We start from the raw sequence: 26,635 nt of genomic DNA on the forward strand, positions 1-26,635 counted from the left end.
GCAGCACGTTCATAACCCTTCCTCCAATAAGACAAGCGGTGTGTTATCATACTGCATCTACGAAACCCAAGGAGGAATTATACTAATGAAATTAGAAAAATTTGCTCACCCAACTGAAGGCGAAAAAATTCAAATTGATAACGGTACACTGCAAGTACCTAATAACCCGATCATTCCATTTATCGAAGGTGACGGTACAGGCCGTGACATCTGGAAAGCTTCCAAACGTGTATTGGATGCAGCTGTTGAAAAAGCATATGACGGCAACAAAAAAATCGCATGGTATGAAGTGTTTGCTGGACAAAAAGCATTCGATACATACGGGGAGTGGCTGCCAAACGATACGCTTGAAGCTATTCGCGAGTATATCGTAGCGATCAAAGGACCATTGACTACACCAATCGGCGGCGGAATTCGTTCCCTGAACGTAGCGCTTCGTCAAGAACTGGATCTGTACACTTGCTTGCGTCCTGTTCGTTATTTCGATGGTGTACCTTCTCCGGTTAAACGTCCTGAGTTGGTAGACATGGTCATTTTCCGTGAGAATACGGAAGATATCTATGCGGGTATTGAATACGCAGAAGGTTCAGAAGAAGTGAAAAAAGTAATCCAATTCCTGCAACAGGAGATGGGTGCAAACAAAATCCGCTTCCCTGAAACTTCCGGTATTGGTATCAAGCCAGTTTCCTCCGAAGGTTCCAAACGTTTGGTACGTGCAGCAGTACAATATGCCATCGATCACAACCGTAAGAGCGTTACATTGGTACACAAAGGCAATATCATGAAATTTACAGAAGGTGCCTTCAAAAACTGGGGTTATGAAGTTGCTGAAGATGAGTTCGCTGACAAAGTGTTCACTTGGGCACAATACGATATCATTAAAGAAAAAGACGGTACGGATGCAGCGAATGCAGCTCAAAAAGCAGCTGAAGATGCTGGCAAAATCATCGTGAAAGATGCTATTGCCGATATCGCTCTGCAACAAGTATTGACTCGTCCAGGTGAGTTTGATGTAATCGCAACGTTGAACCTGAACGGTGACTATCTGTCCGATGCACTGGCTGCACAAGTTGGCGGAATTGGTATCGCTCCAGGAGCGAACATCAACTATGTAACAGGACATGCTATCTTCGAAGCTACTCACGGTACTGCACCTAAATATGCAGACAAAGATGTCGTGAACCCTGGTTCCGTTATTCTGTCCGGCGTTATGTTGCTTGAGCACCTGGGATGGCAAGAAGCGGCTAACCTGATCTACAAAGGTATGGAAACATCCATCAACAACAAAACAGTTACTTATGACTTTGCACGTCTGATGGACGGCGCTACTGAAGTGAAATGTTCTGAATTTGCTGATCAAATCATTAAAAACCTGTAAGGGGAGATGTGAATCATGACTATTCAGCGCAAAAAAATCACAGTAGTCGGCGCCGGATTTACCGGAGCTACAACGGCTTTGATGCTTGCCCAAAAAGAACTCGGGGATGTTATTCTGGTTGATATTCCACAATTGGAAAACCCGACTAAAGGTAAAGCGCTCGACATGTGGGAAGCTAGTCCTGTTCAGGGCTTCGACAGCAATATCGTCGGTACTTCCAACTACGAGGATACTGCAGGTTCGGAGATTGTTATTATTACGGCAGGTATTGCCCGTAAACCGGGTATGAGCCGTGATGATCTGGTCAACACGAACGCGGGAATCGTGAAGTCTGTTTGTGAAAATGTGAAAAAATATTGCCCTGATTCCATCGTCATTATTCTAAGCAACCCGGTAGATGCAATGACATATGCAGCTTATCAGACGCTTGGTTTTCCTAAAAACCGCGTAATCGGCCAGTCCGGTGTTCTGGATACTGCACGTTATTGCACATTCATTGCGCAAGAGCTGAATGTATCGGTTGAAGACGTCCGTGGATTCGTTCTTGGCGGCCACGGAGACGATATGGTACCACTCGTTCGTTATTCCAGCGTTGGCGGTATTCCAATCGATACCCTCATCCCGGCAGAGCGCATTGAAGCCATCGTACAACGCACACGTGTTGGCGGCGGTGAGATCGTTAACCTGCTCGGAAACGGCAGCGCATATTATGCACCCGCAGCTTCATTGGTGCAAATGACCGAAGCCATTTTGAAAGATAAAAAACGAATCATTCCGGTTATTGCTTACCTTGAAGGGGAATATGGCTACAACGACTTGTTCCTTGGTGTGCCAACCATTCTGGGTGGTAACGGAATTGAAAAAATATTTGAACTGGAACTGACTGCTGAAGAAAAAGCGGGACTCGACAAATCTGCGGATTCGGTTCGTAACGTCATTTCAGTAGTAAACCTGTAAGTTTGAAAACTTTTTGACAGGAACAGACAGAAAACCTTCGGATCATCCGGAGGTTTTCTTTTCTTTGGATAAGTTCCCCAGTATAATGAGATGTGATGTATAGCACACTGACTGAAATTTTTGAGGAGGATGGACATTTTGACAATGATTATGTATTTGCTCCATATTATTGGAGCACTGGCGATGGGCTTCTATCTGATCTTGCCTTTCGTGGTGGGTAAAATCCGTACCTTGAGTGTTGCCGCTCAAGAGGGAGCATTTGCATCGCTCCGTTCATTGAACCGTATCGCACAGTATGGACTTGTAATTCAGCTTCTTACGGGTGGTTACTTGATGACCAAGGGTGAGTATTCCTATCTGTGGATGGGCGTGGTAGTCGTTCTGTTGCTGGCTATTGCAGCAATCGGTGGCATTATGGGTAAACCGTTACGCTTGGCAGCAGAGGCTGTGAAAAGCAATCGTGACGTCAGTGCAGAACAAAGTAAGATTCGTACGTTCAGCACATTGCTTGCCGTATTCCTGCTCATTATGGTGTATCTGATGGTGAACAACCAGGTTATCTAACAATAGCTGCGAACGAGTTTTATTCGCGAGCTGAACTTAAAGCGTTTGCACTTCAAACGTTGGGACAACCTGAATAAGAAAGTAAGGTCTTGAACCGTAGTGAAATAGACAGCCCTGAGGCTGTCTATTTTTGTTCGCTCCGTCTGGGATAATGTCTGACAACCATCAAGGTGCTAGTGCTGAAATAACGGCATATATGGCTCACGTAGTTATACTCTACATTTAGTTAACCTAGGCTCACAGCGTGGGCAAATACGGTGTTACGACCGTTACGCTTGGACTCATATAGTGCTGTATCAGCATCGCGCAGTAAGGATTCCAGAGAATCGGACCCTCCATTATATTGTGCCACTCCGAAGCTTGAAGTCAGTGGAATACGAGTACCTTGTACCTCCAGCGGGTCATTCAACAAAGCCACGCGTAACTTCTCGGCGAGCTGCTCACCATCTTGGAGGGATGCATTGGGAATCGCGATAACAAACTCCTCTCCTCCATAACGTGCAAACAGCATCTCCGAATTCAGGTAACGATTACATACAGAGACCACATGAATGATAGCCTGATCACCAACGTCATGTCCATAGGTGTCATTAATTCGTTTGAAATAATCAATGTCAAATAATATAAAGGCCGCAGGCTGCAGATTAAGCTGAGCTTCACTCAATATCTCTCGACCTCTAAGCAGGAACTGCGTGCGGTTATATATTTTGGTGAGACCATCGAAGTAAGCCAGTTGCTTCAATTGTTCTTGTAGGAAACGTTGCTCTGTAATATCAATCAGCATAATCAGTGTGCCAACGGCTTGTCCTTCTTTGTTATACACATAAGAGGTTCTTACCTGATAACAGACAGTCTCTCCGTTCAATTGCCAGTACAGATCGGTTTGCAGACCTTCTCGGCCATATTCCACCGGAAAGGTCTCACCGGCAAGCGACAGCCATACATCGTTGAGGTGTTGACCCACCATGCTGAAATCAAGCTCTGGCAGCATATCGCGCAGAGATTTGTTGTAGTCGACGAGACGATTGGAACTATCCAGCACAATAACGCCTTCACGCATGCTCTCAAAGATACTATCCTTGGCGATAGGTACGATAGTTAGCAGTCGGGAGGATAGAATAGCCCAGATATACATTGCGGATGTAATGCACATGAGAACCGGAACAGGATCCATACCACCTGGGGTCAGACCAAGCAAATACACAAAGGCCGCTACCATGGGAATAAGCTGTGAAGTGATCAGTGTGAGTAACTGACGACGATACATCTTTTTGGTATGTTTCCATTGTCCGACGAGAATAAGGCAGGCACATAACAGACAGGAAAAGGTGAATGCACCATGAACAACGTACCACTGCCCTACGGCAATATCCATTAGAGGGACGGAACTGTCTTCTCTTAGCCATACTCTTTTATAGAAAAGATGATGAAAATCATTTGTTGCCACCATGAACAAGGTAATGGAAGGGATTACAAACAGCGCCGCAGAAGCTTTATTGGATAATTTTTTACCAGTGTATTGCATCATGAGCATCAGCCCAAGAGAGGCGGAGAAAGGCATGCCGATGTATTCGACGACCGTCCAGAATTTCATCTGCTCCAGTGTATTGCTGGCGAGTTCAATCGCATATCCGAAGGTGTAAACAGACAGAGCTGCTGTATAGAGAATGAATATTTTAGAACTGGGGATTTCTGCTCTTCTAACATAAGTATATAAACACAGAAAAACATTCAGCACAGCTGAAGTTGCTACAAATGTTATATAAGAATTAATGTGCGATTCCATGGGTTAGGTCTCCATATTAGATCAGAATATTTGCTTAGTTGGGAAGTATGACAGCTTCATTCAAACTGGATTAATGTAGTTTAAAGCTTATCTGATACTGTACATTGTACATCAGCCCATACGGCATAGGAATACAATTTGGGAGTGAATCAGTTCAATTTCGAAAAAACTTCGAATGTATGGCAAAATAGGTCGAATTCAATGTGGCTTTAACTCAGTTGACAGCATGTCTGGGAGAGAGTATTGGGAATTTTGTTTGACCGCCAAAAGGGAGTGGTAAGTAAGTATCGAGACATCACACAGGGACTTTGGAGCATGACTGTTGGAAAAGGGAATAATATGTACTGTTCATGCCATCCTACAGAATGAGACTGGATCAGAAATTCCATTTTGAGAGGAGAAATGCCACATGTCAACCGACACACAAAACAAAAAGACGATGCCTGCGCAACATCAGGACCAGCGCCCGGGTATTGAATCGGAGATGCACCCCAAACCAGAGTTTGAGAAACCTGAATATAAAGCAGCTGGAAAGTTGTTAGATAAGGTTGCTTTGATCACGGGTGGAGACAGTGGAATTGGACGTGCTGTTGCCGTCACATATGCGAAGGAAGGCGCGGATGTAGCGATTGTATACCTGAGTGAGCATGAGGATGCAGAAGAGACCAAGCGTCAGGTCGAACAGGAAGGACGCAAATGCATATTGATTGCCGGTGACATTGGTGACAATGCCTTTGCCAAGAAATCCGTGCAACAGACAGTGGATCAACTGGGCAAGCTGGATATTGTCGTGAATAATGCAGCGGAGCAGCATCCCCAGCAGCAGCTGGAGGATATTACTCCAGAACAGTTGGAGCGTACGTTCCGCACAAATATTTTTGGCATGTTTTATATTACACAGGCTGCTCTGCCACATCTCAAGAAAGGCAGTACAATCATTAATACAACCTCCATTACCGCATATCGCGGAAATCCGACGTTAATTGATTATTCATCTACGAAAGGAGCTATCACTTCATTTACACGCTCCTTGTCAATGAACGTTGTGGAGAAGGGAATTCGTGTGAATGCCGTCGCTCCAGGGCCGATTTGGACCCCGCTCATTCCATCCACATTTGATGAGAAAAAGGTGAGTGAATTTGGTGCTACTCAGCCGATGAAACGTCCAGGGCAACCGGATGAACTGGCTCCAGCTTACGTATATCTCGCTTCGGATGATTCTTCCTACGTAAGCGGTCAGGTGATGCACGTTAATGGCGGCGAAGTGGTGAACGGATAATCCATTGAAGACGTGTTTTAAATGAAGGCGTATCGTTTCCAGCATGACTGGTCGGTACGTCTTTTTTTATGAGCATATAGAGGAATGGGTATGATTTTGATCCTGTTTACAAAAGTCGGGATCGGCGTTGATACAACCATGATATTTTATCATTAGTCTTGCCTGGAGATAGTTCTAGAATAGCCGCGGCTTTGCTGCTTATCAAATATGGCAGGGTCTCCATGCTATCTGTGATATGATATACACCGAACAAGTAAGCTTCGGAGGCGGTCACATGAAGATTAGCAAACAAAATGCGGCACACTATATATGGGGTGAAAGGAATAGAGATTGCGCCGGAGATGCCACATCAGATGCAGAATCGGGGAGAAGTAGACATAGAGTTTCTTGTCATTTCCCAGCCTACCTCTCGTGGTGATCGAATAGAAATGGATTTGTAATTATTAATTTTATAACAAAGGAAGAGATAGATGAGACCGTTCCGAATTCGCCTTGCCATCATCATGATGGTGCTGATCGGTATTTCCGTCATTGTGGCGGGGTATACGATGGGCAGAGTTTTTAAGACTACTCACATTAATGCACTGGAGCAAACGATGGTGCGTGAGATCAACTTGCTAAAAGCAACGTTCCTGTTCCATGATGCAACCAATCCAAAAAATGCAGAGACACAGAAATATTACTCAGAACGTGCGGTTGAGCTGGATCGACTGACGGATTCACGGGTAACTTTTATCAATAAAGACGGAACGGTCATTGGCGACTCGGAGAGCGATCCCAATTCAATGGACAACCACTTGAACCGTCAGGAGATTAAAGAAGCGGTTGGGCAAAACTATGGTCAGTCGATTCGTTATAGTGCAACACTGGGACAGGATATGCTGTATGTGGCGCTACCTGTGAATTCGGATCAAAGCGACATGATCGAGTTACCCAGTGGGAAATTTGACGGTTACATTCGACTATCCATGAGTCTTGAAGCTGTTGATCAGGGTCTCCAGCAGGGCTGGATTTTGATGTTCTTCACCTTGGGCCTTCTGTTCCTGATTGTGGCTCTGGTAAGTTACCGGGTTGCGCGGGGACTGACATCGCCCATTGAGCATATTACGAAGGTGGCTCACCGGATCACCAAGCTGGATTATGATGCTAGAGTGGATGTAACTCGTAATGATGAGATCGGTCAACTGGGACTTGCCATTAACGGAATGGCAGACAGCCTTCAGATGCAACTGAAGACGATCAGGGATAATGAAGCGTTGCTGCAAAGTGTGCTTGCCAACATGACGGGCGGCATTATTATGATTGATGCTGGTCAATCTATTGCGCTGGTCAATCGGGAAGCGGAGCGTATGCTTGGCATTCAGGCAGAGCGGGTTACTGGCAAACCATATATTGAATTGAAGCGGCATTATGAGCTGACGCGCACGATTGAAGAGAGTGTTGCATTGCGAGAACCGATGCATGAAGAAGTGAGTGTGTTCAATCCGGTCGAAAAATTAATTCGGATTGATGGAGTACCGATGTCCGAAGATGACGGCGCTTATCGGGGGATGCTCTTCCTCCTGCAGGATGTCACGGCAATCCGTAGGCTAGAATCAATGCGCAGTGAGTTCGTAGCGAATGTATCTCATGAACTCAAGACGCCGGTGGCTGCGGTCAAAGGTTTCGCCGAAACGCTTCTCAGCGGTGGGGTACAGGACAAAGAGACGGAGCGTTCATTCCTGCAGATTATCTATGATGAAGGTGACAGACTAAACCGATTGATCGGAGATATTCTGGAGTTGTCCAAAATTGAGTCCAAACGGGCTCCCCTGCAGTGTTCACCAGTGCATGTGTATTCGTTCTTCGAGATGGTCCTGGGTACCCTGTCCAAGGTGGCAGAGAAGAAAGAGATTCGCCTGGAGATGAATGTTCCCGAAGAATTGTATATTGAAGCTGATGAGGATAAAATGAAGCAGATCTTTATTAATCTGTTATCCAACGGCATTAATTACACCCCTGAGGGCGGACGGGTAAAATTACAAGTGTCGGTTGAACATAATGAGGACGAAGAAGAAGTTGTATTTGCAGTATCCGACACAGGAATTGGTATTCCGAAGAAAGATTTGCCGCGGATTTTTGAACGCTTCTATCGGGTGGACAAGGGCAGATCCCGTAATTCGGGAGGGACTGGACTAGGACTTTCAATTGTGAAACATCTGGTAGAATTGCACCATGGCAAACTGTCTGTAGAGAGCGAACTTGGCATGGGGACTACGTTTCGTGTTATCCTTCCATTAATTCAGGATGAAGAAATCTAGCGCGATGGAAGTGAAATGTAAAAGGAATGTGCTGTTTTACACAGAGTTAACAATTAGGTGCTATGATAATGAAAGTGTTGTGGCAACAGACAACCTATAGGAGAGAAGGGGTATCATGGCGCAGCGTTTGCTCGTTATTGAAGATGAACCAACATTATCAAGATTGCTTACGTACAACCTGACACAAGAGGGCTATGATGTTATTGCTGAGGATCACGGATCTTCAGGTTATGATCGGGCGTTGTCCCAGGAATTTGATCTGATTCTGCTGGATCTGATGCTTCCTGGAATGAATGGTCTGGATATTCTGAATAAGTTACGAATTCAGGGTGTTAGTACACCGGTCATTATTCTCACAGCCAAAAACGGTGAAGCCGAAGTTGTACAAGGCTTAAAATCAGGTGCCGATGATTATATTACGAAGCCATTTGGTGTATCCGAATTGCTTGCTCGCGTAGATGCAGTGTTAAGACGTTATTCGAACGGTGAAGATTTGCCGCAACCAGAGGATAAGGACGGTTCCCGTATTATTCTGGGAGAGCTTGAGATTTATCCTTTGAAGTATGAAGTGACACTGGGTGGACAATCCATCAGTCTTCGTCCCAAGGAGTTCGAGGTACTGCTTTATCTGGCCAAGAAGCCGGGTGTTGTGCTTACACGGGATGATCTGATGAATGCGGTCTGGGGCTTCGATTATATCGGAGGACAGCGCACGGTGGACGTTCATGTCAGTTCATTGCGGAAAAAGTTGGAGCTGGACCCGGAATCGGTTCACATTGATTCGATTCGCGGTGTAGGTTATAAATTGGTTGTAAAAAGAAAAACTCCCCATCATTCAAGTTAACAATGATCGGGGAGTTTTTTTTACATTCCGTTAACATAAACAATTATTTTCCTTTACGTATAGGGAGTAGGATGAAGCTGTCTGAGTGATACTTTATACCTACATATTCCACCTCAGGACGGAGCTCATACGTAAAGGAGATTGCGCATTTATGCCCATGTTGCTCGAAGTGAAGCCCGACCAGCCCGAAGAATTGATAAATACGCAACAGGAACAAGTTGTAGCTCCCATGGGAGAACAAAAAGATGAAGATGAAGTTGGGGTCACCAAAGAGAATGTAATCTCATTATGGGACTATTGCCGTCAAATACCTGTAGTTGACGTTCATACTACCTGTGGGGAAGCGGCAAGCCTGCTCAATCAGGATCAGGAGTACCCGTGTATTGTATTATGTGATGATCACATGCAGCCATTAGGATTGTTGATGCGAGAGACGTTATACCGGATGTTGAATGGACGCTTTGCGGCAGACCTCTTCTATCGGAAGCCGGTTGTACATGCAGCGGACTCTTCTCCTGTCATTGTCGATGTGCACGCAGAAGCGATCGCAATTATTGACATCGCTTTGGCTCGCAGTGAGCAATATTTCTATGATTGTTTGATCGTTACGGAAGAAGGCCGATTGCTGGGTGTGTTGACGATGAGGGATGTCATGTCCCTTTCCCGTAAGCTGCAGCATGTGGCTTCGGAAGAACGTGTACATATTATTACACAGAGCAGGCAGGAAATAACGAGAATCAACGACTCCGTCACCAAACTGGTTCAAGCAGCTCGAAAGGCGGGGGAAGAGGCGTCTCAGATCATGCAGTTGTCCGAACGGGGAGCAAGCAGTCTCAGCCAGGTTGATGCTTCCTATAACCGTGTAAATCAGCATATGGAGGGTCAGCAGAAGCACGCTGATGACATGCTGAGCTCCATTGACATGGGTTCCGGGATGGCTCGTTCCATTCGTTCATTGGCTGACCAAAGCGGGTTACTCGCTATGAATGCTTCCATTGAAGCGGCACATGCGGGGGAGTATGGAAGGGGTTTCCAGGTTGTCGCTGGTGAGATTCGCGCACTAGCCAAGCAGACCCGTGAGGTTGCGGGAAATATGTCCTCTTTGCTGGATGATATCGGAGGTTTGACCAGACAGACTGTAGAACTGGTGAGAGCAAGCGCGGCAGAGATTGACAACAGTTCCGTTCATGTAAACGAAGGAGGGGCTGCGTTCAAACAGCTGAACACGGCTGTAGCAGGCATGTCCCATATTGCAGAGGATATCGCGATGGAAGGCAAAACGGCTGGAGAATTGTCAGAGCACATTCGGGAGAGACTGGAAGATATGGTCCAGGTGGATGACTAAACGAAGGTAGGATGGGCATCATTCATACACAATGATCGGATAGGTGGGTCATGGGTGTGAAAGATGTCTCTTTTTACATTCCGTTAACATGAAAGTGATACTGTTTTTACAATGAGAGGGTAGGATATTATAGATGACCGAGAGCCAAGTTCAATCATTGGCATCGGTCTACGTAAGGGAATCTGGTTGTCCCTGCCGCGAAGGAGAAGTGAACATCCATGAAGGACCTCATTCACATTGAAGGACTTAATTTATACTATGATACGCATCACGCGCTTAAAAATATATCGATGGACCTGCCGGAGAAGACGGTTACCGCGTTTATCGGTCCGTCGGGCTGCGGTAAATCGACCTTGCTTCGTACATTGAATCGGATGAATGACATGATTCCAGGCGTACGTGTGGAAGGACAAGTTATGTTGGACGGTTCCGACATTTATAGCAATGAGATTGAAGTGGAGACGCTGCGCAAGCGGGTCGGTATGGTGTTTCAGCAACCTAACCCTTTTCCAAAATCCATCTACGATAACGTAGCCTATGGACCACGACTTCATGGGGTGACAAAAAAGGCCGAACTGGATCAGTTGGTTGAGCAGAGTCTTGTTCATGCTGCACTGTGGGATGAAGTAAAGGATGTGCTCAAAAAATCGGCACTCAGTCTCTCTGGTGGACAACAGCAGCGCCTCTGTATTGCACGTGCTCTGGCTGTGCAGCCTGACGTACTGTTGATGGATGAAGCAACGTCTGCACTTGATCCGATCTCGACACTCAAAATTGAGGAACTAGTCAAGGAATTGCACCACAAATACACGATTGTTATGGTAACCCACAACATGCACCAGGCTGCACGGGTATCGGGTCGTACGGTATTTTTCCTGAACGGGGAAGTGGTGGAGGCGGCGGATACAGAAACATTGTTCTCCACACCGCAGGATTCCAGAACCGAGGATTATATATCCGGACGGTTCGGATAAGCAAGCTGAGTTCGAACGATCCCGGCGTGTCCGGAGATGATGGATAAGGAGGACATGGAATCTATGATTCGCAGAAAAGAATTTGATCAGGAGCTTGAGGAACTGCGCATACTGCTTCGGCAAATGGGTGAGCATGTAGGCACAGCGTTGGATGGTGCTATTGAAAGTTTACAGACGATGGATGCTGAGAAAGCTCAGGTCATCATCAAGAATGATGCGAATCTGAATGCCTTGGAAGACAAGATTATGGAATTGGGTTCCAAGCTCATCATTACACAACAGCCAGTAGCGAAGGATCTGCGACGCATTATCGTTGCATTTAAAATCTCAAGTGACCTGGAGCGTATGGGTGACCTTGCGCTGGATGTGGCGAAAGTGACCCTTCGGATGGAGGGACAGGAGCTCATTAAACCGCTTGTGGACATACCAAGAATGGCGGAAATCGTCAAAGCCATGGTTGATGAATCCATCGAATCTTTCCTGAAAGAAAATACGGATTTGGCCTACAAAATGGCTCAGACTGATGATCAGGTTGACCAATTGTACAGTCATATGATCAGTGACCTCTACGTGTTCATGACAGATCATCCGAATAAGGCTTCCCAAGCGATGCTCTTGATGATGGTTGGGCGTTACATCGAACGGATTGGTGACCATGCAACAAATATTGGTGAGAGCACGGTGTACCTGGTAACAGGCAAACGCCCTGATTTGAATCAATAGGTAACAGCTTTTAGTGGAATTGGGGTATTATTCGTAACGAAATTAAGGAACTTTCTCTCGGGTGGCCTATGATCAGGCTGTCCGCGGAGGAAGTTCTTTTTTTGCAGGCAGATTATGACATGTAAAGATGACTAATTTTTTTGTTGTAACAGGTGTGTATGGTATCATGAGAGTAGATGTAATTGAAGGATTGACCATACGATACGCGAGGTGCTGGAATGGACAAGTTTATTCTTATAGATGGAAATAGCATTATTTACAGGGCGTTTTTTGCAATGCCGCCGCTAACTAACTCGAAAGGCTTGCACACCAATGCGGTGTACGGTTTCACCACGATGCTACTGCGCTTGCTGGAAGAGCATAAACCGACACATGTGATGGTGGCATTTGATGCAGGCAAAGTCACGTTCCGGCATGAAGGTTACCAGGAATATAAGGGTGGTCGGGAGAAAACACCACCGGAGTTGTCGGAGCAATTTCCACTGCTGAAAGAGCTGCTTCAGGGCTTCGGTATTGCCCAGTTTGAGCTTGCAGGGTTCGAAGCGGATGACATTATCGGAACATTAACGAAACGTGCGGATGAAGCCGGAAGACAGGTTCTCGTTGTGTCAGGTGACAAAGATATGTTGCAGCTTGCTTCTGAACATGTGCATATCGGGCTTACGCGCAAAGGGGTAACCGAGATTGAGCTGTACGATCCTGCTCAGATCAAGGAGCGCTATGGTCTGACCCCGTTGCAAATCATTGACCTCAAAGGTCTGATGGGCGACACGTCCGACAATATTCCGGGCATTCCTGGCGTTGGAGAGAAAACGGCTTTGAAGCTGCTGCACCAGTTCGGTTCGGTTGAGGAAGTTCTTAACGGCACAGGTGAGCTAAAGGGCAAAATGAAAGAAAAGATTGAGGCTCACGCCGAAGATGCACGTATGAGCAAGCAGCTTGCCACGATCCACCGTGAAGTTCCATTGGAACAAACTTGGGAAGATATGCAGTTCGCCGGGTTAAAAGAGGAACTGGCAGGCCCGGCTTTGGCCAAGCTCGAATTCAAGTCTTTGCTTGAGCGTCTGTCATTCCGTGGAAGTATAGTCTCTGAACAGGAAGCCGTTCCAGCTGCCGCGGTAGAATCCTCCATTGCAACAGACGAAACGATTAGCGAATTGTTCGGTTCACTCGAATCCATTGATGTACTGCATGTGGAGACACATGGCGATAACCCCCATCAGGCGAAACTAATCGGACTTGCAGTAGGTTCAGCCGGAACCTATACATTCCTGTCTCCCGAATTGCTTCAGTCTGATGTAGCTGCCCCAGTACGAGAATGGCTCGGCAATGCAGAACAACCCAAGCGCGGTTATGATCTGCATCGTGTCGATCTCGCACTGCATGCGCATGGCATTGAGTTTGCTGGAGCGTCCTTTGATGTGCAACTGGCTGCCTATTTGCTTGATCCAACCGAATCGAATCAGACGATCAGTGGCCTGACCACGAAGTATGGTCTACCTTCCCTTGTGGAGGATGATACGGTCATGGGCAAAGGTGCAAAATACAGGGTGCCTGAGGCGGATATACTGGGCGATTTTCTGTGTCGCAAAGCGGCGGCGGTAGCAGCCATTATTCCACTCCAGGAGCAGGCATTGGAGAGCAATGAGATGAACGCACTTTTCCATGAACTGGAGATGCCGTTGTCACGTATTCTTGCTGATATGGAGAAACAGGGGATTAAGGCTAATACGGCAGATTTGAAGGCTTTGGGTAGTGAATTCGAAGAAAATATCAGCAGGTTGATGGCGGAAATCTACAAGCTCTCCGGTACGGAATTCAATCTGAATTCACCGAAGCAACTGGGGGAGATTCTATTCGATAAACTCGGTCTGCCTGTGGTGAAGAAAACAAAGACAGGATACTCTACGGATGCCGAAGTATTGGAGAAGCTGGCTCCATATAATGATGTGGTCAAGCACATTCTGCAATATCGTCAACTTGCCAAGTTGCAGTCCACATATGTAGAAGGACTGCTCAAAGAGATTTCAGATAAGGATGGCAAGGTGCATACGTATTACCGGCAGACGATTGCGGCTACCGGACGTTTGAGCAGCCAGTTCCCGAACTTGCAGAACATTCCGATTCGGATGGAAGAAGGTCGTAAAATCAGGAAGGTATTTGTTCCTTCCGAGTCTGGGTGGTCCATTTTGGCTGCAGACTATTCGCAGATTGAACTGCGTGTTCTCGCACATATTTCGGACGATGAGCGCCTGAAGGAAGCTTTTGTCAACGATATGGATATCCATACGAAGACCGCATCGGATGTGTTTGGCGTGAAGGCTGAGGATGTGGATGGGGATATGCGTCGTTCAGCCAAGGCGGTTAACTTCGGCATCGTATATGGGATCAGCGACTACGGTTTGTCCCAGAACCTGAATATTACGCGTAAAGAGGCAGCGCAGTTTATCGATCAATATTTTGAAGTATTCCAGGGTGTGCGCCGATATATGGATGATATTGTGAAGGAAGCACGTCAGGATGGTTATGTCAAAACGTTGCTGGAACGCCGTCGTTATCTGCCAGAAATCAATGCCAGCAACTTCAACCTGCGTTCCTTTGCTGAACGGACAGCGATGAATACACCGATCCAGGGAACTGCAGCGGACATCATCAAGCTTGCCATGGTACAGATGGATGAAGCACTGCGTGAACGCAAGCTGAAGAGCCGTATGCTGCTTCAAGTGCACGATGAACTTGTATTCGAAGTGCCTGCTGATGAGTTGGAACTGATGAAAGAGCTGGTGCCTTCGGTCATGGAAAAAGCATTGGAGCTTTCTGTACCGCTGAAAGCGGAAGTTAGCTACGGGGCAAACTGGTACGAGGCTAAATAATAGACCCCAAGCGGGTTTTCCGTTATTTTACAAAATGTTTTTCAACTGTTTTCGACACAAGAAGGGGTCCCACTGAGCGCCATCTTCCGTTATAATATAGGGGAGGTGAGAACATCATGCCGGAATTACCGGAAGTCGAAACAGTCAGAAGAACTTTGAATCAACTTATTGTTGGTAAAACCATTGACTCAGTTACCGTTAGCTTGCCGCGGATTATTCAGCGGCCAGACGACATAGATGCATTTGCAATGGAACTTGCGGGACATACCGTGATTGGTGTGGAGCGCAGAGGCAAGTTTTTGCGTATTTTGCTGGACGGGCTGGTGCTTGTCTCCCATCTGCGGATGGAAGGAAGGTACGGGGTGTACCAACAGCATGAGGAAGTGGAGAAGCATACCCATGTCATCTTTCACTTTAACGATGGTACAGAATTACGTTACAAGGATGTCCGTCAATTCGGTACAATGCATCTCTTCAATGCAGGGGAGGAACTGGTATCCAAACCTTTGTTGAAACTGGGGCTGGAGCCGCTTGATCCTGCGTTTACCGTAGCTGCATTCCGGGATGCTGTTGGCAAACGGATGACCAAAATCAAGGCCGTGTTGTTAAATCAGGCATATGTGGTCGGCATCGGGAATATTTATGTGGACGAGGCTTTGTTCCGCGCAGGCATTCATCCAGAGACCATTGCCAAGACATTGACAGCAGCCCAGTTAACCGTACTGCATGAAGCGATCGTGGTTACGTTGCAGGATGCGGTGGATGCAGGTGGATCCTCCATTAAGTCCTATGTCAATGGACAGGGCGAGATGGGAATGTTCCAGCATCAGTTGAAAATATATGGACGCAAATCTGAACCCTGTGCAACTTGTGGTACATTAATCGAGAAGAGCGTAGTAGGCGGTAGGGGCACGCATTACTGTCCGAAGTGTCAACCGCTGCTCTAAATCGGTGATGGGTTTGGCAGCATGAACGAAATCGTCAAATTGTAGCACCCTTGGATTCCTCCCTCCATATACTGATATGGCAGAAATAAGCGGGCGTATACCCATACTGGCAGCCGCCAGTTGGAACGAGTTCCGCACAGGGGAGGAATCCGGGGTGCTGCATCATTTTATTTCATTACTGGCGCTTGCTTTGGCGCTTAGTTTAGATGGTTTTGGAGTCGGGATTACATATGGGCTGCGGAGGACTAAAATTCCGCTGTTATCCATTGTCGTCATTTCCATCTGTTCGGGTCTAGTTATTGCGTTATCCATGCAAGTAGGTGTGCTTCTGTCTCATGTAGTATCTCCGGACGTGGCTTCGATTGTTGGAGCGGTTATTCTGATCGGTATTGGCGCATGGTCGTTGCTGCAACTCATTCGAAAACGAGGCAAGGAACAGCTGGAAACGGATAATGGAGTGGGTGAGGAAACGGGAGCAGGAACAATCCGCAGTGGTACGCAAGCCTCACAAGAAGCTCAATCGAAGGGCAGAAACCAGGTGCTCGCGCTTGAGCTTGAGCCATCTGCTTCTGGAGGATCTCTAGAACGAATGGTCTTTACACTTGAGCTGCGGAAGCTGGGTGTTGTTATTCAAATCCTGCGTAGTCCCTCGAAGGCGGATATGGATAACTCGGGCAGTATATCCGTCCAAGAAGCAATGTGGCTGGGTATAGCCCTTTCTCTGGATGCTTTCGGTGCAGGACTGGGGGCAGCATTATTGGGATTCCCAACTTTGTGGACAGCATTAGTTATTGCGTTGTTTAGTGGGGTATTTCTGTCACTCGGCATGAAAGTTGGATTGCGCTTTGCTGCTCTGCGTTGGATGCGAAGATTATCCGTGCTACCTGCGCTATTATTAATGTTTATGGGAATAATGAAGTTGTTGTGAGGTGAAATAATGAATATTGGCTTAACCGGCGGGATCGCGACAGGCAAAAGCAGTGTGTCCGCTTTTCTCGCCAGTAAGGGAGCGTTGCTCATTGATGCAGATGTTATTGCCCGGGAAGTAATGCTGCCCGGGCATCCCGTTTTGGCTGCGGCTGTTCAGCGGTTCGGACAAGCCATATTGAATGAGGACGGAACACTGGATCGGAAAAAGCTGGGCAGTATTGTATTTCAGAATCCAGAGGAACGTAAGGTACTGGAGGCTATTACACATCCTGCGATCCGCAAGGAGATGCGCAAGCGCGCTGCCCTTTATGAGCTTGAACATCCGGACAAGCTGGTCGTATCGGATATTCCATTGTTGTACGAGTCAGGGCTGGAGGATGGCTTCGAAGAAGTGATGGTTGTATATGTTCCGAGGTCTGTGCAGCGGGATCGACTGATGAGCCGGGATGGAATGACGGCCGAACAGGCAGATGCCCGTATAGACGTGCAGATGGATATTGAAGATAAGAAGCAGCGTGCTGACGTGGTTATCGACAACAGCGGCTTGTGGTCAGAGACGGAGCAGCAAATCATTTCATTTTTGCATCGTAAGGGCCTATTATGAGATTGCTGCGTAAGAAACGGGTATTGTTGTTGATGTTTGTGTCTTTTGTATTGGTGCTGTTCTTGAATACCAATTGGATGTCATGGTTCTATCCGATTCATTATAAGGAAGAGATTCGTGCCCAGTCTCAGAGTTATGAGGTTGATCCGTTTCTCATAGCTTCCATCATCAAGGTGGAGACCAATTTTAAGACAAGCAAGGAATCCAAGAGAGGTGCCATCGGATTAATGCAGCTGATGCCCGACACCGCGAACTGGATTATGGAGCAGGCTAAAATACCGGGCACCTCACTGGAAGAATTGAAGCACGAGCCTGAAAGGAATATCCAGCTGGGTACCTGGTATCTACGCAATTTGTCAGATCAATTTGACGGGAATGAAGCGGCTATGATTGCTGCTTACAATGCAGGTCCAGGTAAAGTGAACTCATGGTTAAGGGATGGCGTATGGGACGGTTCATTCGAGACGGTCAAAGATATTCCGTTTGGTGAAACCCGGCACTATGTACAACGCGTCATTTATTATTATAATCAATATGTAAAGATCTATAATACGTTCTAAGTTAATACACTCTGGATTCATGGTTTAAAATAAGTAGAAGCACCGAGCAGGCCGGTTATTCACCGGCCGCTCCATGCTCCTCTGTGTACCGTATTACGATGCAGATATTATTGGTATTGACCTGCCAATTGCTGTTCTGCAATTGTTACCAGACGCTTCGTGATGTATCCACCGATTGAACCGTTCTCGTAAGAAGTCATGTTACCTTGGTATCCGTCTTGTGGGATGCTGATTCCGAGTTCTTGAGCAACTTCATATTTCAGTTGTTCCAGAGCTGCGGAAGCTTTAGTTACCACCAGGTTGTTGGAGTTACCATTGCTTTGTGCCATTGCTGTTCACCTCCTCGCGGTTGGTAAAAGTATTATGTGTCGGCAATACGATTTTCATAACTAAATGCATGCAGGCAATTTCTGGTAAAAAGTAAAACATGGGAAGTGATCTGATTTGAAATGTCCTTATTGCGCCTATCTGGGCACAAAGGTGCTTGATTCAAGGCCGGCCAATGAATCGAAATCGATTCGTCGTCGTCGTGAGTGTGAGCAATGTAGCCGTCGATTTACAACTTTTGAAATGGTGGAAGAAACACCTCTGATCGTCATCAAGAAAGATGGCAGTCGTGAAGAATTTAGCCGGGATAAGATTCTCCGTGGCCTCATTCGGGCTTGTGAGAAACGTCCGGTCTCTGTGGAGACACTGGAAATGATGGTATCTGAGGTAGAGAAGTCTCTGCGAAATACAGCCGATGCAGAAGTAGAGAGCCGTCAGATTGGCGAGCTGCTGATGGAACAGCTGTTTCCAGTGGATGAAGTAGCCTATGTGCGCTTTGCTTCGGTATACCGTCAATTCAAAGACATCAATATGTTCATGAAAGAACTGAAATCCCTATTGCCCAAAGACAACAACGAGGATTAGTGAAACGGGTAAAGGGGAAGAGCATTCTGGGGTTACCATCTGTGTGTTCCAGTAAAAAAGGTTGTTCTTCTCCAATCACTTTAGCTATAAGAAAAAGTTGTTGACAGCAAAAGCTGTATTTTATATGATATAGGAGTCGCCTGCGGAGCATTGCAGCGTTGGACAACTTGTTACATTCATAATTCTGGGGCCTTAGCTCAGCTGGGAGAGCGCATCGCTGGCAGCGATGAGGTCAGGGGTTCGATCCCCCTAGGCTCCATATAGCAGTAAAAAAGACACGCCATTTATGGCGTGTTTTTGCATTGAATTGAACGATGCTAATCATCCTTGTGACCTCTCACATAGTTAGGGAGTCAATCGTATAAGCTATTTATAATTGAACGCTAGTATTCTGGAGGAAGCCATAATGTTAAAATAGTCATGCAGAGCCGTTTATCAGGCATCATCCCATCATCAGTAAGTGGACTGAGTGACCCCAGAACGGAATGATTAGTTTAGTTTTCCGCTAACAGTCATAACAGTCACGGAGGATAAGAAAATGAACAACTCGGAATGGGCAGAGTCCTATTTTCCAATATATACAGCAGACAGCATTCAATCATTGTATAGTACGTCAACCATGCCGATACATAGAATCCATGAGAACCTAACCGTTCTGTTGGCCGTTTCAAGTGGTCAGGGTTCACTTCATCTCGACGACCACATATACGAACTCACCGATGGTATGGTAATCCTTATTCCGGCGAAGAGTGATGTTGTTATACAGGGGAATCAGATGCATCCACTTCATATATACACCCTCTCCATTCGCACGCAAGAACAGAAGAGATCACTGCCAATGATAGCCATGGGACGGTCCAGTGTGCTTGCAGCAGAAACTCTTATTAAGTTTTATGAACCTGCGATTGCAGCTCAGCTTGAGGAGCTCTATATGTATCGTTTACCTGGCAATGAAGTCAAGCATATGAGTAACCAGATTCTGTTTCATCAAGTTCTGCTGAGTTTGTTGGAGCGAATGGAAGCAAGATATATTGCGAGTGAGCAGCCGTCCATGGAACGCAGCATCGCATTTATGGAGAACCATTTTAGTGAGAAAATAACAACCGAAGGACTTTCCGAAATTGCGGGGGTCAGTCGGTCTCACTACTCCACTCTTTTTAAGCAGATTACTGGATTCGCACCGAATGAGTATCTCTCACGCTTGCGTGTTCACCGTGCAAAAGAGTTATTGATTGGCGGGTCCGCTTCACTTCGTGAGATCGCGCTCAAAGTTGGATATAAGGATGAATTCTATCTTAGCCGCCGCTTCAAGCAGCAGACAGGAGAAAGTCCTTCAGGTTACACACGCCGCAGACCTTTTCAACGAGTGGCTGTGTGGTGTGCACCTTATGCAAGCCATCTGATGTTACTTGGATTGGAACCAGCGATCGTCATCTCGGAAAGCAGCGAATATGTAAGCACAGAGGGAGTTAGCCCACCTCAAACGATACGTTTTATCCATTCTGACAGTTCACCTGAACAAATAAAGCCCGCATTGCTAGATGCTAATATTGAGCTCATCATTGCAGCAAATCAGCATCTACATATGAACGGATTAAGTTCTGAACGTCTGAGATCCATCGCTCCTATTGTTGAAATTGCGTGGATGGAGCTTGGGTGGAAAGAACATCTGCGGTTTATCGCACAGGCGATTCAAAGGGTGGAGAAGGCAGAACAATGGCTGGCAGACTTTGAAAGGGAAGAACAGCAGGCACGGGAAGCCATTCAAACGAGTCAGATTGTGAATGAGACGCTGACCATTCTCGTCATAAAACCGGATACCTTACAAATATATGGAATCAGAAATGTCGGATATGTGATGTATCAATCGCTCGCATTACGTCCTCCGGCCAAGATTGCCCAGGAAATACAGAGGTTTGGCGATCAATTTCATTCGGTATCTATCCAACTGTCTGAACTTCAGGATTACGAGGGCACTCGTATGCTCGTCATTGTTTTTCCAGATGAAAAAGGGTCAAAGGCTCACTCAGAAGGTATATTTAACTCGGAATACTGGAAAGGGCTCGAGGCAGTGAAGCAAAATCGGATCTATCATCTGGAGCAGGAAGAGTGGATACCCTACAATCCGGTTTCCATTCGTTTGCAGCTTGGACGGGCTGTATCCTTATGGACTGGCATCCAATAATCCAAAGGTTTTCTCAAACAAAAAGGCATGGTTAGGTTCATCCTGCATGCCTATAATTAGCTATTGTAATGAGAATGATTTTCATATTCAAAGAGAAAAGGGAGAGAGTCATCTAATGAGAAAGCTTTTTGTTCCATTTATATTAGTTCTGGTTTTATTGCTTAGCGCTTGTGGAAGCAACTCAGCCAAAGATACAACGGGGAATGCAACTACATCCAACGAATCCACTTCTTCGAACACGGATTCAGCAGGTTCTTCATCCGAGTCAGATTCAGGTACGTTCACTTATCAATCGGAGACAGGTCCTGTGGAAGTTCCTTCCCACCCGCAACGTGTGGTTGTGCTGACCCGATTCCTGACAGGAAACGTGATGGCACTGGATGTGCCACTGGTTGGTGTGGATGAAATGTCCAAGGAGAACCCGAATTTTAAAGATAAACTGGCGAATACAGAGGCGGTTACCGACGAAAGTCTGGAGAAAATTATTGAATTGAACCCAGATCTGATTATCGGCCTGTCGGATATCAAGAACGTAGATAAGCTGAAGCAGATTGCTCCAACAGTCACCTATACATATGGTAAGGTGGACTTCCTCAAGCAACAACTGGAGATCGGAAAGCTTGTGAACAAAGAAAAAGAAGCACAGGCCTGGGTTGACGATTTTGACGCTCGAAGCAAAAAAGTAGGGGAAGAAATCAAAGCCAAAATTGGCGCCAATGCGAGTGTATCCGTTATTGAAACGTTCAATAAGCAACTCTATGTTTATGGCGAAAAATTCGGACGTGGAACGGAAATACTGTATGATCAATTCGGCTTAGGTATGCCAGATAAGGTCAAGGAAGCTACCAAGAAAGACGGATTCTTTGCTGTATCGAACGAAGTACTGAAAGACTACATGGGTGACTTTGTAATATTCAGTAAAAATGCCGACGAGGACAATTCGTTCCAAAATACCGAAACATACAATAATATTGATGCGGTGAAAAATAATCGAGTATTTGAAGCTGATGCCAAGGCATTCTATTTCAATGATCCATTGAGCATGGAATACCAGCTGGAATTCTTTATCCAACATTTTCTTGGCAAGTAAACATTGAATGCGATGAAAAATAAACGACTTCCTTTTCGGTTTGCAACCAAGCTGCTGGGTAGTGTACTCATACTTATTGTGTGCTTCATCATCGCCATGATGTTTGGCGCAGAAGAAACGACATTCCGCAATCTGTGGCTGACCCTGACCTCTGCGACTAAGAACGATAATATTCTTATTCTGCGAGAGATCAGACTTCCACGGGAACTCGCTGCCATGCTGATCGGAGCGGCTCTCGCCGTCTCCGGAGGCATCATGCAGGGAATTACTCGCAATCCGCTGGCTGATCCTGGACTGCTCGGTCTGACTTCAGGTGCCAATATGGCACTCGCCCTAGCTTTTGTCTTCATGCCATCACTCGGATATTTTGGGATTATGGTCGCTTGTTTTGTTGGTGCTGCACTTGGAGCAGCATGGGTTATTGTGCTCGGCTCGATGCGGAGAGGGAGCTTATCTCCTATCCGGGTAGTACTGGCCGGGGCAGCTGTATCCGCTTTTATGTATGCCATCTCGGATGGCATCAGTATCTTTTTCAAAATTTCCAAGGATGTATCCATGTGGACTTCGGGAGGACTCATCGGAACGACATGGGGCCAGATTCAAGCCATTGCGCCTGTCATACTGATTGGTCTAGCTGTAGTTCTGTTTCTTTCCAACCAGATCAACATTCTTAGCCTGAGCGATGAGGTGGCGACTGGACTGGGGCAGAAGCTTGTACTCGTCAAAACTGTTCTGTTCCTGCTGGTCATCGTACTTACCGGAGCGTCGGTTGCATTGATCGGAAACATGGCCTTTGTTGGCTTAATGATCCCCCATATTGTCCGTAAATTGGTGGGCACGGACTATCGGTATATTATACCCGTATCCATTTTTGCCGGAGCATCGTTTATGCTGCTTGCCGAAACACTGGGTCGAACGATAAATGCACCTTACGAAACACCTGTGGTCGCCATTGCTTCCATGCTTGGTTTACCTTTCTTCCTGTTCGTTGTGCGTAGAGGGGGCAAAGCGTTCTCATGACAATGTCTGCGCGAATTCGCAAGCAACGACTGATTCTGCTCGTGTGTTTGCTGCTGATCCTCATCACGGCTGTGGTAGGTATGAGCTGGGGTTATTCCTCGTTGTCTTTCAAAAGGGTAATTCCGGTGTTATTTGGTCAAGGCACATTTAAAGAAGACTTTGTTCTGTTTTCGGTCCGATTACCTCGAATTTTTATTACATTACTAGCTGGTATGGCGCTTGCGCTGTCAGGCTCCATTTTGCAGAGTATTACGCGTAATGACTTGGCCGATCCAGGTATCATCGGAATCAATTCCGGTGCAGGTGTTGCCGTTGCGATCTTCTTTCTGTATTTCCCGATTGAAGCGGGCACGTTCGTTTATATGTTGCCGTTAGCTGCTTTTATCGGTGCATTACTGACTGCGGCGCTCATCTATCTGTTCTCCTATAGCCGGACCAAGGGACTTGATCCCATAAAAATGGTGCTGGTCGGGGTTGGATTCTCGATGGCGCTGTCAGGCATCATGATCGTCATCATATCTTCGGCGGAGCGCTCCAAGGTCGACTTTATTGCCAAATGGATATCCGGAAACATATGGGGGGCAGACTGGCCATTCATATGGGCTTTGCTGCCCTGGCTCATTGTGTTAATCCCACTTACTTTGCTCAGAACCAGACGGCTTGATCTCATGGGACTGAACGAAGAAACAGCGATCGGAGTGGGGTTGAAGCTGGAGCGGGAACGCTTGGTACTCATGGTGATTGCTGTTGCAGCCGCCGCTTCTGCTGTATCCGTTACGGGAGGAATCGCGTTTATCGGTTTGATGGCTCCACACATCGCTAAAGCGCTGGTCGGTCCACGTAACTCGTTATTTATTCCTGTTGCCGTTCTGCTTGGAGGTTGGCTTCTATTAATTGCCGATACCGTTGGGCGCAACCTGGTTGATCCTGATGGAATTGCGGCAGGAATTATGGTCTCCCTAATCGGTGTGCCTTATTTTGTCTATTTATTATTGAAGAAATAATCTAAAAAGCTTTAGACTAATTAAACACTTAGCTAATCAGGCTATCTTTTGTCGTCAAGACAAGGGATAGCCTTTGTTTATAGTTTTGACGTGGAGAAGGTAAAGCTTAGGCTACCCAGTATGACTTGATACGTGTGATAAGATAAAAAAAGCACAGTTTAAAACCGATTCTAAAAGATAGGTGGAATTACCATGACAGATGTGGATCAATTAGCTTCAATATTTGCAGATAATTCGTTTAAAATAGATGGAATTAATCGATTGGTTTTGCAGCCCAAAAGTATATTGCGTGATTTCAGAACATTAAATCATGGATTTCTTTTTGTGGTACGGGGAGAAGCCAGCATGTCAGTGAATGGAACGATATACGAATTACAGCCCGGGTCCGTTTTTCATGCAGCACCAGGCATGCAGTTGGACTCACAAGTGTATGGTCATTCAGAGTATGAATATTATTTAGTATTTTATAGTTTTGACCAATTGGAAAAGGGCGACAGCATTCAGGAATGCGACTCTCATTTCAAATTGGACTCCGGGGCCAATCCAAGGGTTGTTGAATTACTGGTTATGCTGCAGGAACAATTACACGCGCAAGGGGGAATTGGCAAACTTCGAGTCAAAGAATTATTTTTGAGCATCATGGTTCAGGTTTTTACAGGCTGCAGTCAACGGGAAGGTGGAACTTCGCCGAGTGAGAAGGTGATCGAGCAAGCCATCTCTTATATACATGGACATTACATGAATCTGTTGACACTGGACGAGTTAGCAGAGTTACATGGCATGAGTTCAAAGCGTTTCTCCTACTTTTTTCACAAATACACGGGATTCCGCCCAATTGACTATGTCATCCATTATCGCATGGAGAGGGCAGGGGAGCTGCTGAAATCAGGTAGTTATTTGATTCGCGATGTTGCGATCAGTGTTGGTTATACCAATCCGCTCTATTTCAGTCGAATTTTTAAAAGTAAATTTGGTGTTTCTCCTTCGGAATACACGCATCTTGATTAAGCCTCCATTAGACAATAATACATCTCATATTGGTGAATTGTGCATTCGCATTTTCAATGATCCTTGCTATAGTATTAAATGATAATGAGAATCATTATTATAAAAGGTTTGGAAGTCCTCGGCCGTTCCAACCATGCAGGAATAAATGGAAGAAGAATGTTGGACAAACCAATTCGGAAATGAGGGTATTCAAGATGAAAGATCATGAAGTGTTTGATATAACGATTATTGGTGGTGGGCCTGCCGGATTATTTTCTGCTTTTTATAGCGGTTTGCGTGAAATGAAAACCAAAATCATTGAATTTCAGCCTTATCTGGGCGGTAAGGTGCATGTGTATCCTGAAAAAATGATCTGGGATATAGGGGGATTACAACCCGTTCCGGGCGCACAACTGATCGAACAAATGGTCAATCAGGGACTGACTTTCCAGCCAGAGGTTGTTCTTGGAGAAAAGGTCACGTCCATATCCAAGGATGAGCAAGGAACCTTCGTACTGCACACAGCCTCTGAAGAAAAACATTACTCCAAAACTGTGATTTTAGCCATTGGTGGAGGAATTCTGAAGCCGATTAAGCTGGAGATTGAAGGTGCAGAACGTTTCGAGGTTACAAACTTACATTATACAGTCAAATCGCTCTCCCGCTTCAAGGACAAAACGGTTCTGATCTCGGGTGGTGGTAATGCGGCGATTGATTGGGCGAACGAGCTCGCCCTTATTGCCAAGCAAGTCTATTTAACGTATCGGAAAGATACGCTGAAAGGTCATGAAGCTGAAGTGTCACGTCTTGAGAACAGTCCAGTCGAATGCTTGCTCAATACAATGATTGAGAAGTTGGTCGCTACAGACGATCATCAACAGATTGAGACGGTTGTACTGAAACGTAATGAGGACGGGGCTTCACTGGAGCTGGCTGTGGATGAAGTAATCATTAACTACGGTTATGAGCGGGACAAGGAATTGCTGGTGAACAGTCATATTAAGATTGATATGAAGGATCATTGGATCGCAGGCACACCAGTCAGCGAAACATCCGTACCGGGCATTTTTGCTGCGGGAGATATTTTGCATCATGAAGGGAAGCTTCATTTGATCGCAGGAGCGTTCCAGGACGCAGCCAATGCTGTGAACAAAGCCAAACTGTACGTGGCACCCGAAGCCAATACATACGGGATGGTTTCCTCGCACAATGACTTGTTCACGCAGAAGAACCGTGAGCTGATGAAACATCTATACACCAAATAAAATACACAAACTAAAATGGCCATCATAAAGATTTTCTTTCAATATCAAAAAAGCCGCTCGCCCGTCAGCATGACGAGGAGCGGTTTCTTTTTCACAAGCCGACGATCT

Annotated in this window: 23 protein-coding genes and 1 tRNA gene; 22 read left to right on the plus strand and 2 right to left on the minus strand. The window is 46.1% G+C overall.

All coding sequences use genetic code 11. From position 1 onward, the window contains the following. The first annotated feature begins 85 nt into the window (after positions 1-85). The 3 genes from icd (at position 86) to ACDJ58_RS08280 (ending at position 2,899) form a co-directional block, all read left to right on the plus strand. Positions 86-1,378, plus strand: a complete 1,293-nt coding sequence (icd, locus tag ACDJ58_RS08270; protein ID WP_063568094.1) for an NADP-dependent isocitrate dehydrogenase — start codon at positions 86-88, stop codon at positions 1,376-1,378. A gap of 15 nt (positions 1,379-1,393) precedes the next feature. Next, on the plus strand, positions 1,394-2,335 hold the full coding sequence (gene mdh / locus ACDJ58_RS08275) for a malate dehydrogenase (protein ID WP_090895396.1): 942 nt from the start codon (positions 1,394-1,396) through the stop codon (positions 2,333-2,335). 138 nt (positions 2,336-2,473) lie between these two features. After that, the gene (locus ACDJ58_RS08280) at positions 2,474-2,899 is read left to right on the plus strand and encodes a hypothetical protein (protein ID WP_181586571.1); all 426 of its coding nucleotides are present in this window, start codon (positions 2,474-2,476) and stop codon (positions 2,897-2,899) included. Positions 2,900-3,125: 226 nt separating this feature from the next. Here ACDJ58_RS08280 and ACDJ58_RS08285 read toward each other — a convergent pair whose 3' ends face one another. Continuing rightward, positions 3,126-4,685 carry a histidine kinase N-terminal 7TM domain-containing protein gene (locus ACDJ58_RS08285; protein WP_413377014.1) on the minus strand — a complete coding sequence of 520 codons (1,560 nt, stop codon included), beginning with the start codon at positions 4,683-4,685 and terminating at the stop codon, positions 3,126-3,128. 409 nt (positions 4,686-5,094) lie between these two features. Between ACDJ58_RS08285 and ACDJ58_RS08290 the strand changes: the two genes are divergently transcribed. The 11 genes from ACDJ58_RS08290 (at position 5,095) to ACDJ58_RS08340 (ending at position 18,064) form a co-directional block, all read left to right on the plus strand. Beyond that, positions 5,095-5,964, plus strand: coding sequence for an SDR family oxidoreductase (locus ACDJ58_RS08290; RefSeq protein WP_376032808.1), 870 nt, complete (start codon positions 5,095-5,097; stop codon positions 5,962-5,964). A gap of 470 nt (positions 5,965-6,434) precedes the next feature. Further along, positions 6,435-8,264: a two-component system histidine kinase PnpS gene (gene pnpS, locus ACDJ58_RS08295; protein WP_413377016.1), complete on the plus strand. Its 1,830-nt coding sequence runs from the start codon at positions 6,435-6,437 to the stop codon at positions 8,262-8,264. A gap of 115 nt (positions 8,265-8,379) precedes the next feature. Further along, positions 8,380-9,108, plus strand: a complete 729-nt coding sequence (locus tag ACDJ58_RS08300) for a response regulator transcription factor (RefSeq protein WP_053783546.1) — start codon at positions 8,380-8,382, stop codon at positions 9,106-9,108. Positions 9,109-9,259: 151 nt separating this feature from the next. Continuing rightward, positions 9,260-10,453, plus strand: coding sequence for a methyl-accepting chemotaxis protein (locus tag ACDJ58_RS08305; protein WP_413377018.1), 1,194 nt, complete (start codon positions 9,260-9,262; stop codon positions 10,451-10,453). Positions 10,454-10,671: 218 nt separating this feature from the next. Then, positions 10,672-11,427, plus strand: a complete 756-nt coding sequence (gene pstB, locus ACDJ58_RS08310; RefSeq protein WP_413377020.1) for a phosphate ABC transporter ATP-binding protein PstB — start codon at positions 10,672-10,674, stop codon at positions 11,425-11,427. Between the two features lie 63 nt (positions 11,428-11,490). Further along, entirely contained in the window at positions 11,491-12,150 is a 660-nt protein-coding gene (gene phoU / locus ACDJ58_RS08315; protein WP_413377022.1) for a phosphate signaling complex protein PhoU, read from the plus strand. Positions 12,151-12,368: 218 nt separating this feature from the next. Continuing rightward, positions 12,369-15,023 (plus strand): DNA polymerase I, encoded by a 2,655-nt coding sequence (gene polA, locus ACDJ58_RS08320; protein ID WP_413377024.1) that lies wholly within the window; start codon positions 12,369-12,371, stop codon positions 15,021-15,023. Positions 15,024-15,139: 116 nt separating this feature from the next. Then, positions 15,140-15,970: a DNA-formamidopyrimidine glycosylase gene (gene mutM / locus ACDJ58_RS08325; protein WP_053783551.1), complete on the plus strand. Its 831-nt coding sequence runs from the start codon at positions 15,140-15,142 to the stop codon at positions 15,968-15,970. Between the two features lie 154 nt (positions 15,971-16,124). Beyond that, a complete protein-coding gene (locus ACDJ58_RS08330; protein ID WP_053783552.1) occupies positions 16,125-16,898 on the plus strand; it encodes a manganese efflux pump in 774 nt (257 codons plus the stop codon). Positions 16,899-16,907: 9 nt separating this feature from the next. After that, positions 16,908-17,504: a dephospho-CoA kinase gene (gene coaE, locus ACDJ58_RS08335; RefSeq protein WP_413377026.1), complete on the plus strand. Its 597-nt coding sequence runs from the start codon at positions 16,908-16,910 to the stop codon at positions 17,502-17,504. Next, positions 17,501-18,064, plus strand: a complete 564-nt coding sequence (locus ACDJ58_RS08340) for a lytic transglycosylase domain-containing protein (protein ID WP_063568107.1) — start codon at positions 17,501-17,503, stop codon at positions 18,062-18,064. The genes coaE and ACDJ58_RS08340 overlap by 4 nt, the downstream gene beginning before the upstream one ends. A 107-nt stretch (positions 18,065-18,171) precedes the next feature. Here the strand turns inward: ACDJ58_RS08340 and ACDJ58_RS08345 are convergent, their stop codons facing one another. Beyond that, complete coding sequence (locus ACDJ58_RS08345) at positions 18,172-18,393, minus strand: alpha/beta-type small acid-soluble spore protein (RefSeq protein WP_053783555.1); 222 nt, start codon at positions 18,391-18,393, stop codon at positions 18,172-18,174. Positions 18,394-18,508: 115 nt separating this feature from the next. Between ACDJ58_RS08345 and nrdR the strand changes: the two genes are divergently transcribed. The 8 genes from nrdR to ACDJ58_RS08385 all read left to right on the plus strand — a co-directional run bounded on the left by nrdR (position 18,509) and on the right by ACDJ58_RS08385 (position 26,527). After that, positions 18,509-18,976, plus strand: a complete 468-nt coding sequence (nrdR, locus tag ACDJ58_RS08350; protein ID WP_413377029.1) for a transcriptional regulator NrdR — start codon at positions 18,509-18,511, stop codon at positions 18,974-18,976. A 186-nt stretch (positions 18,977-19,162) separates the two neighbouring features. Then, positions 19,163-19,235: transfer RNA gene (locus tag ACDJ58_RS08355), tRNA-Ala, on the plus strand. A gap of 279 nt (positions 19,236-19,514) precedes the next feature. Next, positions 19,515-21,161, plus strand: a complete 1,647-nt coding sequence (locus ACDJ58_RS08360; RefSeq protein ID WP_413377030.1) for a helix-turn-helix domain-containing protein — start codon at positions 19,515-19,517, stop codon at positions 21,159-21,161. 115 nt (positions 21,162-21,276) lie between these two features. Then, entirely contained in the window at positions 21,277-22,251 is a 975-nt protein-coding gene (locus tag ACDJ58_RS08365; protein WP_413377032.1) for an iron-hydroxamate ABC transporter substrate-binding protein, read from the plus strand. A 12-nt stretch (positions 22,252-22,263) separates the two neighbouring features. Continuing rightward, positions 22,264-23,271 (plus strand): FecCD family ABC transporter permease, encoded by a 1,008-nt coding sequence (locus ACDJ58_RS08370; RefSeq protein WP_413377034.1) that lies wholly within the window; start codon positions 22,264-22,266, stop codon positions 23,269-23,271. Beyond that, positions 23,268-24,275, plus strand: coding sequence for a FecCD family ABC transporter permease (locus tag ACDJ58_RS08375; RefSeq protein WP_413377036.1), 1,008 nt, complete (start codon positions 23,268-23,270; stop codon positions 24,273-24,275). Before ACDJ58_RS08370 ends, ACDJ58_RS08375 begins: the two co-directional genes overlap by 4 nt. 192 nt (positions 24,276-24,467) lie before the next feature. Continuing rightward, entirely contained in the window at positions 24,468-25,283 is an 816-nt protein-coding gene (locus tag ACDJ58_RS08380) for a helix-turn-helix domain-containing protein (RefSeq protein ID WP_413377039.1), read from the plus strand. 194 nt (positions 25,284-25,477) lie between these two features. Continuing rightward, positions 25,478-26,527 carry an NAD(P)/FAD-dependent oxidoreductase gene (locus tag ACDJ58_RS08385; RefSeq protein WP_413377041.1) on the plus strand — a complete coding sequence of 350 codons (1,050 nt, stop codon included), beginning with the start codon at positions 25,478-25,480 and terminating at the stop codon, positions 26,525-26,527. Positions 26,528-26,635: the final 108 nt, after the last annotated feature.

Source organism: Paenibacillus taichungensis (assembly GCF_047302525.1).
Lineage (GTDB): Bacteria > Bacillota > Bacilli > Paenibacillales > Paenibacillaceae > Paenibacillus > Paenibacillus taichungensis_B.

Excerpts from the sequence above, each read along its gene's own strand:
- icd (WP_063568094.1), top strand. The coding sequence starts at position 86 with ATGAAATTAGAAAAATTTGCTCACCCAACTGAAGGCGAAAAAATTCAA.
- mdh (WP_090895396.1), top strand. The coding sequence starts at position 1,394 with ATGACTATTCAGCGCAAAAAAATCACAGTAGTCGGCGCCGGATTTACC.
- ACDJ58_RS08285 (WP_413377014.1), bottom strand. The coding sequence starts at position 4,685 with ATGGAATCGCACATTAATTCTTATATAACATTTGTAGCAACTTCAGCT.
- ACDJ58_RS08290 (WP_376032808.1), top strand. The coding sequence starts at position 5,095 with ATGTCAACCGACACACAAAACAAAAAGACGATGCCTGCGCAACATCAG.
- pnpS (WP_413377016.1), top strand. The coding sequence starts at position 6,435 with ATGAGACCGTTCCGAATTCGCCTTGCCATCATCATGATGGTGCTGATC.
- ACDJ58_RS08300 (WP_053783546.1), top strand. The coding sequence starts at position 8,380 with ATGGCGCAGCGTTTGCTCGTTATTGAAGATGAACCAACATTATCAAGA.
- ACDJ58_RS08305 (WP_413377018.1), top strand. The coding sequence starts at position 9,260 with ATGCCCATGTTGCTCGAAGTGAAGCCCGACCAGCCCGAAGAATTGATA.
- pstB (WP_413377020.1), top strand. The coding sequence starts at position 10,672 with ATGAAGGACCTCATTCACATTGAAGGACTTAATTTATACTATGATACG.
- phoU (WP_413377022.1), top strand. The coding sequence starts at position 11,491 with ATGATTCGCAGAAAAGAATTTGATCAGGAGCTTGAGGAACTGCGCATA.
- polA (WP_413377024.1), top strand. The coding sequence starts at position 12,369 with ATGGACAAGTTTATTCTTATAGATGGAAATAGCATTATTTACAGGGCG.
- mutM (WP_053783551.1), top strand. The coding sequence starts at position 15,140 with ATGCCGGAATTACCGGAAGTCGAAACAGTCAGAAGAACTTTGAATCAA.
- coaE (WP_413377026.1), top strand. The coding sequence starts at position 16,908 with ATGAATATTGGCTTAACCGGCGGGATCGCGACAGGCAAAAGCAGTGTG.
- ACDJ58_RS08340 (WP_063568107.1), top strand. The coding sequence starts at position 17,501 with ATGAGATTGCTGCGTAAGAAACGGGTATTGTTGTTGATGTTTGTGTCT.
- ACDJ58_RS08345 (WP_053783555.1), bottom strand. The coding sequence starts at position 18,393 with ATGGCACAAAGCAATGGTAACTCCAACAACCTGGTGGTAACTAAAGCT.
- ACDJ58_RS08360 (WP_413377030.1), top strand. The coding sequence starts at position 19,515 with ATGAACAACTCGGAATGGGCAGAGTCCTATTTTCCAATATATACAGCA.
- ACDJ58_RS08365 (WP_413377032.1), top strand. The coding sequence starts at position 21,277 with ATGAGAAAGCTTTTTGTTCCATTTATATTAGTTCTGGTTTTATTGCTT.
- ACDJ58_RS08370 (WP_413377034.1), top strand. The coding sequence starts at position 22,264 with ATGAAAAATAAACGACTTCCTTTTCGGTTTGCAACCAAGCTGCTGGGT.
- ACDJ58_RS08375 (WP_413377036.1), top strand. The coding sequence starts at position 23,268 with ATGACAATGTCTGCGCGAATTCGCAAGCAACGACTGATTCTGCTCGTG.
- ACDJ58_RS08380 (WP_413377039.1), top strand. The coding sequence starts at position 24,468 with ATGACAGATGTGGATCAATTAGCTTCAATATTTGCAGATAATTCGTTT.
- ACDJ58_RS08385 (WP_413377041.1), top strand. The coding sequence starts at position 25,478 with ATGAAAGATCATGAAGTGTTTGATATAACGATTATTGGTGGTGGGCCT.